Here is a 15,984-nt window from a genome sequence, read left to right on the forward strand (position 1 = left end):
CGGATGCCGTCTGAACGGGCGTCCGCATCGGCCCGTTGCGGCCCACATCGCCGCGCGGGACAGGCAAAGTCAATGGCCCGCTTTGCTCCCGGCGCATCTCTTCGCTAGTGCGGCATCACCATGACCGACAAGCAAGCCCTCCGCGCCGCCGCACTCGAATCCAAGGCCTGGCCTTACGAAGAGGCGCGCAAGCTGCTGAAACGCTATCCGGATGGCGCGCCGGCCAAGGGTCATGTGCTGTTCGAGACCGGTTACGGCCCCTCGGGCCTGCCGCATATCGGCACCTTCAACGAAGTGCTGCGCACGACGATGGTCCGCCGTGCGTTCGAAGCGATGTCGGATATTCCGACCCGCCTGATCGCGTTCAGCGACGATATGGACGGGCTGCGCAAGGTGCCGGACAATGTGCCGAACGGCGACATGCTGGCGCAGTATATCGGCCATCCGCTGACGACGGTGCCCGATCCGTTCGGCAAGTTCGAAAGCTTCGCGCATCACAACAATGCGATGCTGCGCGACTTCCTCGATCGCTTCGGCTTCGAGTATGAATTCGTCTCGTCGACCGACTATTATGGATCGGGCAAGTTCGACGACGCGCTCCGCGGCGTGCTGCGCCACTATCAGGGCATCATGGATGTGATGCTGCCGACGCTGCGTGCCGAGCGTCAGGCGACCTATTCGCCGGTGCTGCCGGTCAGCCCGAAGACCGGCATCGTGCTGCAGGTGCCGATCGAGGTGCTGGATTCCGAGACGGGGATGATCGCGTTCACCGACTCCGATGGCGAACGGATCGAGCAGACCATCCTTGGCGGCAAGGCCAAGCTGCAATGGAAGGCCGACTGGGCGATGCGCTGGGTTGCGCTCGGCGTCGATTACGAGATGGCGGGCAAGGACCTGATCGACTCGGTGATCCAGTCGGGCAAGATCGCACGCGTGCTGGGCGGTCGCCCGCCCGAGGGGTTCAATTACGAGCTGTTCCTCGACGCCAAGGGCGAGAAGATCTCGAAGACCAAGGGCAATGGCCTCTCGATCGAGCAATGGCTGACCTATGGCCCCGATGAGAGCCTCGCCTTCTACATCTATCGCGAGCCGAAAAAGGCCAAGGCGCTGCACCTTGGCCTGATCCCGCGCGCAGTGGACGATTACTGGCAGTTCCGCGGCAATTACGGCAGCCAGGAGATCGCCCAGCAGCTCGGCAATCCGGTCCACCATATCCATAACGGCCCGCCGCCGGCCGAGACGCTGCCGGTCACCTTCGGCCTGCTGCTCAATCTGGTCGGCGTGATGGGCGAGGCGACCAGGGATCAGGTCTGGGGCTATCTCGCCAACTACGTGCCCGATGCGACGCCCGAGAAGTGGCCCGCGCTCGATGCGCTGATCGGCTATGCGATCGCCTATGTCCGCGACGTGGCCGAAAAGCCGGTCCGCCGCGCGCCTGCGGGCGTCGAGGTGGAGGCGCTGCAGGATCTCGACGGCCAGCTCGCTGCGCTGGACGAGGATGCCGATGCCGAGGCGATCCAGAACATCGTCTACGAAATCGGCAAGGAGCGCTTCGGCAAGGAAGCGCTGCGCGACTGGTTCAAGACGCTGTACGAGACGTTGCTCGGCACCTCGCAAGGGCCGCGCATGGGCAGCTTCATCGCGCTGTACGGCGTGGCGAACAGCCGCAAGCTGATCGCCGAGGCGCTCGCCAGGGCATGATCCGCCGCTTCCGCCACGGCATATCCGCTTTCGTCCGGAGCGAAGCGGCGGGCGGGATCGTGCTGATGGCGGCATCGGCGGCGGCGCTGGTCGCCGCCAATTCGCCGCTCGCGGACAGTTATTTCCACGCGATTCACGCGGTGACGGGACCGGTCATCGCGCCCGCACACGGCCCGATGACGGTGCATCTGTGGATCAACGACGCGCTGATGGCCGTGTTCTTCCTGCTCGTCGGACTCGAGATCAAGGGCGAGTTCTCCGGCGGACGGCTGGCGACATGGGAGCAGCGCCGCTTGCCGGTGCTGGCTGCTGCGGCGGGTATGATGGTCCCCGCCGCGATCTATCTTGGCGTCACGGCGTCGTCACCCGGCCTGTCGAATGGGTGGGCGGTGCCCGCCGCGACCGACATCGCCTTTGCCATGGGCGTGCTGGCGATCCTCGGGCCGCGCGTGCCGGCGTCGCTCAAGCTGCTGCTCGTCACCATCGCCATCGTCGACGATATGGGCGCGGTGGCGATCATCGCCATCGCCTATACCGCGCATCTCGACTTGCCCGCGCTGGCGGGCGCGGGACTGGTGCTCGCCGCGATGTTCGGCCTGGCCCGGTTCCGCGTGGTGCGGCTGGTGCCCTATCTGATGCTCGCGGCATTGCTCTGGTATCTGGTCTTCCTCTCGGGTGTGCACGCCACCATCGCGGGTGTGGCGGCGGCGATGGCGATCCCCGAAGCGGCGCGGCACCGGCTGGAGGGCATACTCAACCCCTGGGTCGCGTTCCTCATCGTGCCGCTGTTCGGTTTCGCCAATGCGGGCGTATCGCTGGCGGGGATGAGCCCGGCGATCCTGTTCGCGCCATTGCCTCTGGCGATTGCACTGGGGCTGTTCGCGGGGAAGCAGATCGGCATCTTCGGCAGCATCTGGCTGGCCGCGAAGGCGCGCTTCGCTGCGCCGCCTGCGGGTGCGAGCTGGGCTCAGGTCTATGGCATGGCGCTGCTCGCGGGCATCGGCTTCACTATGAGCCTGTTCATCGGCGGTCTGGCCTTTCCCGGCCGGCCCGAGCTGGTCGACGAAGTGAAGATCGGCGTGCTCGGCGGATCCTTGCTCTCGGCGCTGGCCGGGTTCGCGGTGTTGCGCTTCGCGGCGAAAGGCTGACCCTTCAACAGCAGGCGGCGGGTGCCGGCACCCGATCGCGCTTCTCCGCCCATATCGCCACGCCGCAGATCGCCAGACCGCCCAGCGCCAGCAGCGCGCCGACCCATCCGGTCGAAGTCCAGCCATAGCCCGCGGCAATGGCCATCCCGCCCAGCCACGGGCCCAGCGCGTTGGCGGTGTTGAACGCAGAATGGTTGAGCGCGGCCGCCAGCGCTTGCGCCTCGCCCGCCACGTCCATCAGTCGCGTCTGCAGCACCGGGCCCAACGACCCGGCAAAGCCGATCGCGAACACGTTGAGGCTGAGCGACCAGATATTGCCCGCGGTGAAGGGATAGAGCGCCAGCATCGCCGCGCTGCTGGTCAGCAGGATCGCCGCGGTCGGCATCAGCGCCCTGTCGGCGAAGCGCGGCACGATCAGATTGCCTGCGGTCATGCCCATCCCGAAGATCGCCAGCACCACCGGGATCATGCCGGCCGAGGCATGGGTCACCTCCAGCATGGTCGAGGCGACATAGGTGTAGACGCAGAACATGCCGCCAAAGCCGATGGCGCTGATCCCGAGCGTCAGCCACACCTGTCCGTTGGCGAGTGCCGCCAGTTCGCGCAGCGGATTGACGGTGCGGTCGGCCGCGTCGCGCGGGGCAAAGGCCCAGACCAGCGCCACCGTCAGCAGCGAAAGCACCGCAACCACGCCGAAGCCCCAGCGCCAGCCCACCGCCTGCCCCAGCCAGTTGGCCAGCGGCACGCCGATCACCGTGGCGATCGTCAGCCCCAGCAGCACGCGTCCCACCGCCTGCGATCGCTGGTTGACCGGTACCAGGCTGGCCGCGACCAGCGCCGCGATCCCGAAATAGGCCCCGTGCGGCAGGCCGCTCAGGAAACGGAACACCAGCATCCACTCATAGCTTGGCGCCAGCGCGCTCAGGCCGTTGAACAGCGCGAACATGCCCATCAGCACGATCAGCAGCACCCGGCGCGACATGCGCGCGCCCATCACCGCCAGCAAGGGCGCGCCGATAACCACGCCCAGCGCATAGGCGCTGATCACATGCCCCGCGGTCGGCGCGTCGATATGCAGCCCGTCCGCGAAATAGGGCAGCAGGCTCATCGTCGCGAATTCGGTGGTGCCGATGGCGAACCCGCCCATGGCCAGCGCGAAATGAACGAGCGCGACCGGGGTGGCGCGGGGAGCAGCAGCGGGGGATTGCATGGTTTGCAAGTGGTGCTGCACCGCAGCATCGTCAATTGCCGAGGCTGGGTCCGCGGATGCGGCACGTGCAATCGCGGCGCCTCAGCGCCCGAAATCGACCTCGCCGAACAGGAAATGGCCGGTCTCGCATGAGATCGAGGCGATGGCCTGTGTCGCGGAAGGCACCTCGAAATCGATGCTGCGCGCCTCCACCCAGCTATAGTCGCCGTCCAGCACCGCCTTGCCGCGTCCGCCCGCCACGGTCAGCGTGAAGCGATAGGCCCGGCCCAGCTTCATATTGCCGAAGGTCGATACCGTCTCGATATCGCCCGACTTGCTATGGAGGAAAGCGGGGACCTCGTCGGGGTCACGATCCTCGTCGTCGAAGCTGCGCACGATGCCGATGTTGACGAACCAGCTCCCGTCCGGTGCCTCCAGCCTGATCCCGGCGGTGGCGCCATATTCGCCGCTGTCATAGGCTTCGCGCGGCGTGACCGTCCCGCTCATGCTGAAGTCCGTTCCCGACACCGCACGCTTGATCGCCGAGACGCGCTGGGCCGGCGTGTCGCAATCATAGTCGATCGTCTGCGCCTGAGCGGAACCGCAAGCGAGCAACGCGATACCAAGCGCCGCGGAAACTGTGCGAATCATCGTCCTCTCCCCTGCGAAGCCAGAATTCGCGATTTCCGGAAGGCGGGCAAGTCAGGCGTGACAGGGGCCTGCCGCAGCCCTTAATTCCCGGCCGGGATCGCCGGGGTTAGCTCCGAGAATGTGAAGGAGCCGAGCGAGCAACCCATCACCGCCGCCGCGCGAGGCAAGGGAGCACTGCGCAGCTTCACCGTGCGGCTGCCGAACCGGGCCGTTGCCAGCCCCTTTTCGTCGAGGCTGAGCGAGAAGGAGGTTGGCACGCCGGTCTTGAACACGCCGATCTGGTAATAGTCGTGGCGCTTGCCGCCGCGCAGGCTCACCAGCTCTGCCTCGACGGTTCCGCCAAGGAATTCCTTCTGCCCGCTGACGATCAGATACACGCCGTCGCGGCCATCATAGGACATGATCTGGACATAGGCGGAGGCGGCATAGTGGGAGCCCTGCTCCTCTTTGCGCTCGACCTTCAGCCTGCCGGTCACCGCATAAGGCGGGCCGGTCAGCGGCGTGGCGCGGTGCGGGCCATTGGTCTTGAAATCGGCGCGGCAGGCAAAGTCGTTCGCCGGGGCCGATTGCGGCGCTGCGCCGGTCAGCAGCAGCGCGGCTGCGGCGGCCAGAAACAAGGCTGGCCGCCGCGTTCGCATCACAGCTTTTCGGTGAGTTCCGGGACGACCTTGAACAGGTCGCCGACCAGGCCGTAGTCCGCGACCTGGAAGATCGGGGCGTCCTCGTCCTTGTTGATGGCGATGATGGTCTTGGAGTCCTTCATGCCTGCCAGATGCTGGATCGCGCCCGAGATACCGACCGCGATATAGACTTCCGGTGCGACGATCTTGCCGGTCTGGCCGACCTGATAGTCGTTGGGGACGTAACCGGCGTCCACCGCGGCGCGCGATGCACCCACGGCCGCGCCCAGCTTGTCCGCCAGCGGCTCGATGATCGAGTGGAAATTCTCGCTGTTCTGCAGCGCGCGGCCGCCCGAGACGATCACCTTGGCCGAAGTCAGCTCGGGGCGCTCGCTCTTGGCGATCTCGGCCGAGACGAACTTCGAGATGCCGGTGTCCGAAGCACCGCCGACGGCTTCGACGCTGCCCGAACCGCCGGTCGCATCCGCCTTGGCGAAGGCGGTGCCGCGCACGGTGATCACCAGCTTCTTGTCGCTGGTCTTCACGGTGGCGATGGCGTTGCCGGCATAGATCGGACGCGTGAAGGTATCCGCACCTTCCACCGACAGGATGTCGCTGATCTGCATCACGTCGAGCAAAGCAGCGACGCGCGGCGCGATATTCTTGCCGTTCGACGTGGCCGGGAACAGCACTGCGTCATGATCGGCCATCAGGCTGACGATCAGCGGCGCGACATTCTCGGCCAGCGCATGGCCCAGCGATGCGTCATCGGCGAGGTGAACCTTGCCCACGCCCGCGATTCTTGAGGCTTCGTCGGCCACGGCCTTGCAGCCTGCACCGGCGACCAGAAGATGGACCTCGCCCAGCTGCGACGCAGCGGTGACGACGGCCAGGGTTGCGTCCTTGACGCTCGAATTGTCGTGCTCGACCCAAACCAGCGTCTTCATTTCGCCACTCCCAGAGCCTTGAGCTTGCCGACAAGCTCATCCACGTCCGCGACCTTCACGCCGGCCGAGCGCTTGGCCGGCTCGACCGTCTTGAGCGTGGTCAGGCGCGGCGAGACGTCGACGCCGTAATCACCGACGGTCTTCTTCGCGACGGGCTTGCTCTTGGCCTTCATGATGTTCGGCAGCGTCGCATAACGAGGCTCGTTCAGGCGAAGGTCAGTGGTGACGATCGCGGGAATGGCGAGGTCCACCGTCTCGAGGCCGCCATCGACTTCGCGGGTCACGGCAACGCGGTCGCCGGTCACTTCGACCTTCGATGCGAAGGTGCCCTGCGGCCAGCCCAGCAGGGCGGCCAGCATCTGGCCGGTCTGGTTGCTGTCGTCGTCGATCGCCTGCTTGCCCAGGATCACCAGACCCGGCTGCTCCTCGTCGCACACCGCCTTGAGCAGCTTGGCGACGCCCAGCGGCTCCACCTCGTCATCGGTCGCGATCAGGATGGCGCGGTCGGCGCCCATCGCGCGCGCGGTCAGCAGCACGTCCGACTCGGCCTTGGCCACGCCGACGGTTACCACGACCACTTCGGTCGCCACGCCCTTTTCCTTCAGGCGCACGGCTTCCTCGATCGCGATCTCGTCGAAAGGGTTCATGCTCATCTTGACGTTGGCCAGATCGACCCCCGTCCCGTCCGCCTTCACGCGGGGCTTCACATTATAGTCAAGCACCCGCTTGACCGGCACCAGTAACTTCATTGCATCCACTCCTGTGTCCGAACCGCTCCCGGGGAGGATCGCGGGCCAGCGCCGATGGGCAGGCTTACCCTATCAGGCCGCCTGCTTCACCTCGGCCACGATCTTCTTTGCCGCGTCGCCCAGATCGTTTGCCGCCACGATCGGCAGGCCCGAATTGGCGAGGATGTCCTTGCCCTCCTGCACGTTGGTGCCTTCCAGGCGCACGACCAGCGGAACCGAGAGGTTCACTTCCTTGGCGGCTTCGACGATGCCGGCGGCGATGATGTCGCACTTCATGATGCCGCCGAAGATGTTGACCAGGATGCCCTTCACGTTCGGATCCTGAAGGATGATCTTGAACGCCGCGGTCACCTTCTCCTTCGAAGCGCCGCCGCCGACGTCGAGGAAGTTGGCCGGGAACATGCCGTTCAGCTTGATGATGTCCATCGTCGCCATGGCAAGACCGGCGCCGTTGACCATGCAGCCGATATCGCCGTCCAGCTTGATATAGGCGAGGTCGTACTTCGAAGCTTCCAGCTCGGCCGGATCTTCCTCGGTCTCGTCGCGCAGTTCCATCAGGTCCTTGTGGCGGAACAGCGCATTGCCGTCGAAGCCGACCTTGGCGTCGAGCACCAGCAGGTTGTTCTGCTCGGTCAGCGCCAGCGGATTGATCTCGATCTGCGCGGCGTCGGTCGCGAGGAACGCGTCGTACAGCGACTTGGCGACCTTGGCCGCCTGCTTGGCGAGATCGCCGGTCAGGCCCAGCGCGGCGGCAACGGTGCGGCCATGGTGGGGCATGAAGCCGGTCGCGGGATCGACCGAGAAGGTCTTGATCTTCTCAGGGGTCGAATGGGCGACTTCCTCGATGTCCATGCCGCCCTCGGTCGAGACGACGAACGCGACTTCGCTGCTGGCGCGATCGACGAGCAGCGCGAGGTAGAATTCCTTGGCGATGTCGGCGCCGTCGGTGATGTACAGGCGGTTGACCTGCTTGCCCGCGTCACCGGTCTGGATCGTCACCAGCGTGTTGCCCAGCATGTCGGTCGCGTGCGCGCGGACTTCGTCCAGGCTGAAGGCGAGGCGGACGCCGCCCTTGGCTTCGGCGCTAAGTTCCTTGAACTTGCCCTTGCCGCGGCCACCGGCATGGATCTGCGACTTCACGACATAGAGCGGCCCGGGCAGCTTCTTGGCGGCTTCCACCGCTTCCTCGACCGAAAAGGCGGCAAAGCCCTGCGCGATCGGCGCGCCGTACTTCGCAAGCAGTTCCTTGGCCTGATATTCATGGATGTTCATGGGGAGCGCCGCCTTCTCTGAATAAGGAAATCGGGAGTTGGCCCCGCCTAAAGCACAGCCGGAAACACGAATCCACCCCTGCACTCTCGCGGGTGCAGCATAGCTGGACTATATGCCCCGAATGCACTGGCTGCCCAGCATCGCCCTGTTCCTGTCCACGATCCTCGTGATGGAGGGTGTCGCCTATGTGGCGCACCGCTGGGTGATGCATGGATGGGGCTGGTTCCTGCACGAAAGCCATCACCGCGACCGGACCGGCATGTTCGAGCTCAACGATCTTTACGCAGTGATCTTTGCGATTCCCTCATTCGTGCTGCTGCTGGGCGGGGTTCAGCTGGGCTGGTGGCCGGGCTTCACCTGGATCGGGGCGGGCGTCGCGGCCTATGGCGCGATCTATTTCGGCTTCCATGACGTCATCGTCCACCGCCGCGTGCCGCACCGCTATGTGCCGCGATCGGGCTATATGAAGCGGATCATCCAGGCCCATAGGCTGCATCATGCGGTGCAGGGCAAGCACGGCACGGTAAGCTTCGGCTTTCTCTATGCGCCGAAGGCCGAGGTGCTGAAGGCCGAACTCAAGAAGAATCGCGTGGACGCTTGATTACCGACTGGACCTTTTACGCCGTCGCCGTTCCCGCAGTGATGCTGGTCGGGCTGTCCAAGGGCGGCTTTACCGGCCTCGGCACCCTGTCGCTGCCGATGATGGCGTTCGTGATCAATCCGGTGACCGCCGCGGCGATCCTGTTGCCGCTGCTGATCGTGCAGGACGTGGTCGGCGTGTGGGCGTTTCGCAAATCGGTCGACTGGCGGTTGCTCGGCTGGATGTTTCCCGGCGCCGTCGCCGGAGTCGGGCTGGGTTACTGGTTCGCGGCCAGCGTGTCGGCGTCCGCAGTGATGGCGCTGGTCGGGGTGATCTCGATCCTGTTCGGCCTGTGGCGGCTGTGGCTCGAACGGCATGCGATGCCGCGCGAGACCGCGGCGATGCCCGAATGGCTCGGCGCGCTGTTCGGCGCAGCCTCGGGCTTCACCAGCCAGGTCGCCCATGCCGGCCAGCCGCCCTATTCGCTGTGGGTGCTGCCGCGAAAGCTGCCCCCGGCATTGCTGGTGGGCACGACCGCGGTGTTCTTCGCCGCGGTGAACTGGATCAAGGTCCCGGCCTATTTCGCGCTCGGCCAGTTCACCCGCGCCAATTTGATGACCGCAGGCGCGCTGTTGCCGGTGGCGATTATCTCGACTTTTGCCGGGGTGTGGCTGGTGCGGCGGATCGACGCGGCGCGCTTCTACACCGCGATCTACTGGCTGATGGTGCTGGTCGGCGTCGCGCTGATCTGGGAAGCCGCCTTTTAGCGACTTGTGCTCCGGCGAAGGCCGGAGCCCTGGCCACCACTCCCTTCGATCTCCAAAGCTCCGGCCTTCGCCGGAGCACAGCGTCAGTCAAATAGAGACGAAACCGAACTCTCGTCCGCAATGCGGCGGATCGCTTCAGCCAGCAGCGGGGCGATGGTCAGATGCCGCACCTTGGGGCTGTCGGCGATCACGGCATGGTTGCCGATCGAATCGGTGATCACCAGCTCGGCCAGCGCGGAACCATCGACTCGCGCCACCGCGCCGCCCGACAGCACGCCATGGGTACAATAAGCGACCACATCCTCGGCGCCCGCTGCCTTCAGCGCGGCGGCGGCGTTGCAAAGCGTGCCCGCCGAATCGACGATATCGTCGATCAGGATGCAGAAGCGGCCTTCGACGTCGCCGATGATGTTCATCACCTCGGATTCGCCGGCGCGCTCACGGCGCTTGTCGACGATCGCCAGCGACGCATTGTCGAGCCGCTTGGCCAGCGCACGCGCGCGCACCACGCCGCCCACGTCGGGCGAGACGACCATCAGATTCTTGTCGCCGAAGCGCGATTTGATGTCCTCGCTCATCACCGGCGCGCCGAACAGGTTATCGGTCGGAATGTCGAAGAAACCCTGGATCTGCCCGGCGTGCAGATCGACCGAAAGCACGCGGTCGGCGCCCGCGGTCGTGATCATGTTGGCGACCAGCTTGGCCGAGATCGGCGTGCGCGGGCCGGGCTTCCGGTCCTGGCGGGCATAGCCGAAATAGGGAAGCACCGCCGTGATCCGCTTGGCCGACGCGCGGCGCAGCGCGTCGATCATGATCAGCAGTTCCATGAGGTTGTCGTTCGCGGGGAAGCTGGTCGACTGGAGCACGAACACGTCCTCGCCGCGCACATTCTCGAGGATCTCGACGAAGATCTCCTCGTCGGCGAAGCGGCGCACATTGGCCTGGGTCAGCGGGATTTCGAGATAGTCTGCGATCGCCTTGGCGAGCGGCAGGTTCGAATTGCCGGACATCAGCTTCATGGGATCGGTCTCTTGTGACGGTCGCGTGACGCTCCCCTTAGTGCCCGATCCCAGTGGCGCAAGACTGCAATGCTGCTTAACGGAGCCATATGACCGTGATTACCCGTTTCGCGCCCAGCCCCACCGGCCGCCTGCACGTCGGCAACCTGCGCACCGCGCTCCATAACTGGATGTTCGCGCAGGCACAGGCCGGCCGCTTCCTGCTGCGGATCGACGATACCGATGGCGAGCGTTCGGAAGAGGCGTTCGTCGACGCGATCCGCGCCGATCTCGCCTGGTTGGGGCTGAACCCGGATGGCGAGGAACGCCAGTCGGCGCGGTTCGACCGTTACGAAGCGCGATTCGCCGAGCTGAAGGCGGCGGGCCGGGTCTATCCGGCATATGAGAGTGCGCAGGAACTCGATCTCAAGCGCAAGGTCCTGCTCGGGCGCGGTCTGCCCCCGGTATACGACCGCGCCGCGCTTGCGCTCACCGCAGATCAGGTCGCGGCCTATGAAGCCGAAGCGCGCACACCGCACTGGCGCTTCAAGCTGGATCATGACGCCGCAATCGAATGGGACGATCTGATCCGCGGTCACCAGCGCTTCGATCCGAAGACGATGAGCGATCCGGTGGTGCGCCGTGCCGATGGCAGCTGGCTCTATCTGCTCCCTTCGGTGATCGACGATGTGGACTTGGCGATCACCCATGTGGTGCGCGGCGAGGATCATGTGTCGAACACCGCCAGCCAGCTCCAGATGTTCGCAGCACTTGGCGCCACGCCGCCCTCCTTCGCGCATGAGGCGCTGCTGACCGGCAATGAGGGCAAGCTCTCCAAGCGACTCGGCTCGCTCGGCTGCGATCATTTCCGCGAGGTCGGCATTGAGCCGCAGGCGATCGTCGCGCTGCTGGCCCGATTGGGGACGAGCGATCCGGTCGAGCCGTTCGCCGATCCCGCGCCCTTGATCGCCAGTCTCGACTTCGCCCGGTTCGGCCGCGCGCCTGCGCGGTTCGACGAGGACGAACTGGCCGGGCTGAACGCGAAGATCGTCCATCAGCTCGGCTTCGAAGCCGTCGCCTCGCGCTTGCCCGCGGGCATGACCGAAGCGGCATGGGAAGCGATTCGCCCGAACCTTTCGACCATTGCCGAAGCCGCGGACTGGTGGGGCGTGGTCGAAGGTCCGGTGGCATCGGTCCCGGCCGAGGAGGATCGCGACTTCCTCGCAAAGGCCGCCGCTACCGCCGCCGGAATCGACTGGTCCGCGGATCCCTGGGCCCAGCTCACCGCCGCGCTCAAGGAAATCACCGGCCGCAAGGGCAAGCCATTGTTCCTGCCGCTGCGCCGCGCGCTCACTGCGCGCGATCACGGGCCGGACATGGCCGCCCTGCTCCCCCTGATCGGCCCCGAACGCGCCATCGAACGCCTCACGCCGCGCTGAGAATCCCGCCCGTCGCGGGATCTTTCATCTCCGCTTTACGTTTTTCATGTAACGTTGTATCATCACAATGTGGCCGGCTCGATCCGGCACATGGAGAAGGAGGCCTGACATGTACGCGAATCGTTCGTCACTGCCCTTCGGCATCAATCCTGCCGGTCTGGGCTTCGCGGTCGTGGTCAACGGGGCAATCATCGGCGCGATGATGTTCCTGATCGCGCCGCAGATCATCGGCAAGTCGCCGATCACCGTGCTGATCGGTGAACAGATCCCGATCGATGAACCGCCGCCGCCCATCGATCCCAAGCCCAAGCCCGAATCCCACGAGCAGGTGCGCGAGACGCCGATCTACACCCCGCCGGTCGACAATCCGGTGGCGACCGACAATCCGGTGACCACTACCAACGATCCGCCGATCAATCCGCCGATCCCCGACCTGGGCGATCCCAAGGGCACCGGCACGGTACAGCCCGATCCGCCCAAGCCGGCCCCGCCGCTGATCGCCGCCCAGATCGATCCGCGTTACGCCGGCGCGTTCCAGCCCGATTATCCCGCGTCCGAATTGCGCGGCGAGCGTGAGGGCACGGTATCGGTCCGCGTGCTGATCGGTGCCGATGGCCGGGTGAAGGCAGTCGAACAGGTCCGCGCGACCAACGCCGCATTCTTCGAGGCGACCAAGCGCCACGCGCTACGCAACTGGCGCTTCAAGCCCGCCAGCCGCGGCGGCGAGGCACAGGAGAGCTGGAAGGTGATGAACGTCCGTTTCGAGATGACCGGACAGTGAGTTCCCGGTCCGCGGTGCCCGCTCCGGCAGGCACCGAACGGGCAACCGGCATGCGGGGGCTGGCTCCTGAGCCTCCGCATGCCTATCTTTACGCCATAATGAGTCTGTTCAAGTTCCTCTCGCCGGCAAAGGCGCTGCGCGACGCGCGTCAGTTCGTGGTCACGCGCAAGAAGCACGAATGGTGGATGCTGATCCCCGCGCTGGTCGTCACCGGCGGGGTGCTGGTCGCCTTCTATCTCGATTCGGTCGCCAGGCCGGAATGGAAGCGGCCCGAGATCATCTGGGTCAAGGACTGGCGGCTTGATCGCTCCGACGCCGAGATTGAGGCGCAGCAGGCGATTGACAAGGCCGAGAAGGACAAGCTCGACGCCGAGCTTGAAAAGAAGCGCAAGGCGCGGCGCGATGAGTTCAAGAAGATCGACGACGGCCTGAAGTCTTGGGGACTCTGACCGCTCCCGCACGCTGGATGGCCGCCGCGCTGGCGCTGTCGGAGCGCGGGCGGGGGCGGACGGCGCCCAATCCCAATGTCGGCTGCGTGCTGGTGAAGGATGGCGTGGTGGTCGGCCGCGGCTGGACCCAGCCGCGCGGACGCCCGCATGCCGAGGCGATGGCGCTGGCAGAGGCGGGCGAAAAGTCGCGCGGCGCAACTGCGTTCGTCACGCTGGAACCCTGCGCGCACGAATCGGCGCGGGGTCCGGCCTGTTCCGGTCTGTTGATCGAGGCGGGCGTGGCGGAAGTGGTGATCGCGCTGGGCGATCCCGATCCGCGCACCAATGGCAAGGGTGCGCAGCGGCTGCGCGATGCCGGTATCCGGGTGAGCGAAGGCGTGCTGGAAGCGCAGGCCCGCGCGGCGATGGCCGGGTTCCTCACCCGCCAGTCGCTCGGCCGGCCCTTCGTCACGCTCAAACTGGCGACTTCGCTCGATGGCCGTATCGCGCGCGAAGCCGGGAAAGATCGCTGGATCACCGGGCAGGAAGCCCGCGCACACGCCCATCTCGAGCGGACGCGGCACGAGGCGATCCTGGTCGGACGCGGCACGTTCGACGCCGACACGCCGAGGCTAGATGTCCGCCTTCCGGGACTCGAAGGCCGTTCGCCCCGGCGCTTCATCCTTTCCCGTCGTCCCCGCGAAAACGGCGATTGGGAATGGCTGGAAAGTCCGGCGGCCATCGCGGCACTCGAATCCGTCGATCATCTGCTGGTCGAGGGTGGCGCCGGGACCGCTTCCGCCTTCCTCCGCGAAGGTCTGGTCGATCGCCTGCTGCTCTATCGCGCGCCGGTCCTGATCGGTACCGGCACCGCTGCGCTGGGCGATATCGGGTTGGCCGATGAGGCCCGCTGGACCCTCACCGATTCACGAAGCCTTGGCAGCGACCGACTTGAGGTCTACGCGGCGCGCTGATGTTCACCGGAATCGTCACCGATATCGGCACGATCGAAGCCGCCGGCACGCAGGGCGACCTGCGCGTGAAGGTCTCGACTGCCTATGACAGCGCCACCATCGACCTTGGCGCGTCGATCGCCTGTTCGGGCGTGTGCCTCACCGTCGTCGACAAATCGGCTCCCGGGGCCCCCGGCTGGGTCGCGTTCGACGTTTCGGGCGAAACCGTCTCGCGCACCGCAAGCGCCATGTGGACGCAGGGCCGCCGCCTCAATCTCGAACGCGCGCTGCGCCTCGGCGACGAACTGGGCGGGCATATCGTTACCGGCCATGTCGACGGCATCGGCACGGTGAAGCTGGTCGAGGAGATCGGCGGATCGCACCACATCGTGATCGCGGCGAGCAAGGACATGGCGCCCTATATCGCGCCCAAGGGATCGATCACCGTCGATGGCGTCTCGCTGACCGTGAACGCAGTGGACGACACGCCCGATGGCGTCGAATTCCACCTCAACATCATTCCGCACACCGCGGAAGTCACCACTTTCAATACGATCGCTGCCGGACAGGCCGTCAATCTCGAGATCGACGTGCTCGCCCGTTATCTGCAGCGGATGGAGTCCCTTCGTGGCAAAGCCTGAACTCGCGCGCTTGAAGCACGCATTCCTCTCCTCGCCCGAGGAGATCATCGACGAAGCCCGCAACGGCCGCATGTTCATCCTGGTCGATGACGAGGATCGCGAGAATGAAGGCGATCTGATCATCCCGGCGCAGATGGCGACACCGGACGCGATCAACTTCATGGCCAAGTTCGGCCGCGGCCTGATCTGTCTGGCGATGACCAAGGACCGGGTCGACACGCTTGGCCTCGAACTGATGAGCCGCGCCAACGGCACGCGGCATGAGACTGCCTTCACCGTCTCGATCGAGGCGCGCGAAGGCGTCACCACCGGCATTTCGGCGGCGGACCGCGCGCGCACCATCTCGGTCGCGATCGATGCGGCCAAGGGCAAGACCGATATCGTCACCCCGGGCCATGTCTTCCCGCTGGTCGCGCGCGACGGCGGCGTGCTGGTCCGCGCGGGCCATACCGAGGCTGCGGTCGACGTGGCGCGCCTCGCCGGGCTCAATCCCTCGGGCGTGATCTGCGAGATCATGAACGAGGACGGCACGATGGCGCGGATGGACGATCTCGTCTCGTTCGCCCAGTTCCACAATCTCAAGATCGGCACGATCCGCGACCTGATCGCCTATCGCCGCCGCTACGATCATCTGGTCGAGCGCCGCGCGGAGTCGCGTTTCGTCAGCCAATGGGGTGGCGACTGGACCGCGATAGCCTTCTGGAACCGCGCGACCCAGACCGACCAGATGGTGCTGCTCAAGGGCAAGATCGATCCGGCCAAGCCTACTCTGGTCCGCATGCACGCCGTCTCGCCGCTGGCGGACATTTTCGGCGAGCAGAGCGGCCGTGCGGGCCTGCTCGAACGTTCGATGCAGATCATCGGCGAGGAAGGCTCGGGCGTGATCGTAGCGATCAACAAGCGCCGTAACGATGCGTTCAGCGTCGCGCTGGAAATGCGCGAAGGCGTGCGTCCTTCGGACATGGAGGAACTGCGCGACTATGGCGTCGGCGCGATGATCCTCAGCGAACTGGGCGTGCACGACATGGTGCTGCTCACCAACACCCATCACACCCTTGTCGGTCTCGACGGCTATGGCCTGTCGATCGTCGGCGAGCGCCGCATCGATCCGGAGAATTGA

General features: G+C 65.8%; 17 protein-coding genes. 10 read left to right on the plus strand and 7 right to left on the minus strand.

The genetic code is table 11. The features are described 5' to 3' along the window. The first annotated feature begins 120 nt into the window (after positions 1-120). Both P1X14_RS03075 and nhaA read left to right on the plus strand, forming a co-directional pair. Positions 121-1,701 carry a lysine--tRNA ligase gene (locus P1X14_RS03075; protein WP_277313841.1) on the plus strand — a complete coding sequence of 527 codons (1,581 nt, stop codon included), beginning with the start codon at positions 121-123 and terminating at the stop codon, positions 1,699-1,701. After that, a complete protein-coding gene (gene nhaA, locus P1X14_RS03080) occupies positions 1,698-2,849 on the plus strand; it encodes a Na+/H+ antiporter NhaA (protein ID WP_277313842.1) in 1,152 nt (383 codons plus the stop codon). Before P1X14_RS03075 ends, nhaA begins: the two co-directional genes overlap by 4 nt. A gap of 4 nt (positions 2,850-2,853) precedes the next feature. Here the strand turns inward: nhaA and P1X14_RS03085 are convergent, their stop codons facing one another. The 6 genes from P1X14_RS03085 to sucC all read right to left on the minus strand — a co-directional run bounded on the left by P1X14_RS03085 (position 2,854) and on the right by sucC (position 8,277). After that, a complete protein-coding gene (locus tag P1X14_RS03085) occupies positions 2,854-4,059 on the minus strand; it encodes an MFS transporter (RefSeq protein WP_277313843.1) in 1,206 nt (401 codons plus the stop codon). A gap of 81 nt (positions 4,060-4,140) precedes the next feature. Then, a complete protein-coding gene (locus P1X14_RS03090) occupies positions 4,141-4,689 on the minus strand; it encodes a hypothetical protein (protein ID WP_277313844.1) in 549 nt (182 codons plus the stop codon). Between the two features lie 80 nt (positions 4,690-4,769). Next, positions 4,770-5,306: a hypothetical protein gene (locus P1X14_RS03095; protein ID WP_277313845.1), complete on the minus strand. Its 537-nt coding sequence runs from the start codon at positions 5,304-5,306 to the stop codon at positions 4,770-4,772. Positions 5,307-5,326: 20 nt separating this feature from the next. Continuing rightward, on the minus strand, positions 5,327-6,256 hold the full coding sequence (locus tag P1X14_RS03100) for an FAD-binding protein (protein WP_277313846.1): 930 nt from the start codon (positions 6,254-6,256) through the stop codon (positions 5,327-5,329). Further along, positions 6,253-7,005, minus strand: a complete 753-nt coding sequence (locus tag P1X14_RS03105) for an electron transfer flavoprotein subunit beta/FixA family protein (protein ID WP_277313847.1) — start codon at positions 7,003-7,005, stop codon at positions 6,253-6,255. The genes P1X14_RS03100 and P1X14_RS03105 overlap by 4 nt, the downstream gene beginning before the upstream one ends. Positions 7,006-7,077: 72 nt before the next feature. Next, positions 7,078-8,277, minus strand: a complete 1,200-nt coding sequence (gene sucC, locus P1X14_RS03110) for an ADP-forming succinate--CoA ligase subunit beta (RefSeq protein ID WP_277313848.1) — start codon at positions 8,275-8,277, stop codon at positions 7,078-7,080. Between the two features lie 121 nt (positions 8,278-8,398). Here sucC and P1X14_RS03115 point away from each other — a divergent pair, with 121 nt between their 5' ends. Together P1X14_RS03115 and P1X14_RS03120 are read left to right on the plus strand one after the other, a co-directional pair. After that, a complete protein-coding gene (locus tag P1X14_RS03115) occupies positions 8,399-8,878 on the plus strand; it encodes a sterol desaturase family protein (protein WP_277313849.1) in 480 nt (159 codons plus the stop codon). Next, entirely contained in the window at positions 8,875-9,624 is a 750-nt protein-coding gene (locus P1X14_RS03120; RefSeq protein WP_277313850.1) for a sulfite exporter TauE/SafE family protein, read from the plus strand. The genes P1X14_RS03115 and P1X14_RS03120 overlap by 4 nt, the downstream gene beginning before the upstream one ends. Before the next feature lie 83 nt (positions 9,625-9,707). Here the strand turns inward: P1X14_RS03120 and P1X14_RS03125 are convergent, their stop codons facing one another. Continuing rightward, the gene (locus tag P1X14_RS03125; RefSeq protein WP_277313851.1) at positions 9,708-10,643 is read right to left on the minus strand and encodes a ribose-phosphate pyrophosphokinase; all 936 of its coding nucleotides are present in this window, start codon (positions 10,641-10,643) and stop codon (positions 9,708-9,710) included. Positions 10,644-10,732: 89 nt separating this feature from the next. Between P1X14_RS03125 and P1X14_RS03130 the strand changes: the two genes are divergently transcribed. The 6 genes from P1X14_RS03130 (at position 10,733) to ribB (ending at position 15,984) form a co-directional block, all read left to right on the plus strand. Further along, a complete protein-coding gene (locus P1X14_RS03130) occupies positions 10,733-12,061 on the plus strand; it encodes a glutamate--tRNA ligase (RefSeq protein WP_277313852.1) in 1,329 nt (442 codons plus the stop codon). Between the two features lie 109 nt (positions 12,062-12,170). Further along, entirely contained in the window at positions 12,171-12,842 is a 672-nt protein-coding gene (locus tag P1X14_RS03135) for an energy transducer TonB (RefSeq protein WP_277313853.1), read from the plus strand. Positions 12,843-12,940: 98 nt separating this feature from the next. Further along, positions 12,941-13,291 carry a hypothetical protein gene (locus tag P1X14_RS03140; RefSeq protein ID WP_277313854.1) on the plus strand — a complete coding sequence of 117 codons (351 nt, stop codon included), beginning with the start codon at positions 12,941-12,943 and terminating at the stop codon, positions 13,289-13,291. 17 nt (positions 13,292-13,308) lie between these two features. After that, positions 13,309-14,244, plus strand: coding sequence for a bifunctional diaminohydroxyphosphoribosylaminopyrimidine deaminase/5-amino-6-(5-phosphoribosylamino)uracil reductase RibD (gene ribD, locus P1X14_RS03145; protein WP_277313922.1), 936 nt, complete (start codon positions 13,309-13,311; stop codon positions 14,242-14,244). Then, complete coding sequence (locus P1X14_RS03150) at positions 14,244-14,864, plus strand: riboflavin synthase (protein WP_277313855.1); 621 nt, start codon at positions 14,244-14,246, stop codon at positions 14,862-14,864. The genes ribD and P1X14_RS03150 overlap by 1 nt, the downstream gene beginning before the upstream one ends. Further along, positions 14,851-15,984 (plus strand): 3,4-dihydroxy-2-butanone-4-phosphate synthase, encoded by a 1,134-nt coding sequence (gene ribB / locus P1X14_RS03155; protein ID WP_277313856.1) that lies wholly within the window; start codon positions 14,851-14,853, stop codon positions 15,982-15,984. Before P1X14_RS03150 ends, ribB begins: the two co-directional genes overlap by 14 nt.

Source organism: Sphingomonas sp. AOB5 (genome assembly GCF_029433115.1).
Taxonomy (GTDB): Bacteria; Pseudomonadota; Alphaproteobacteria; order Sphingomonadales; family Sphingomonadaceae; genus Sphingomonas.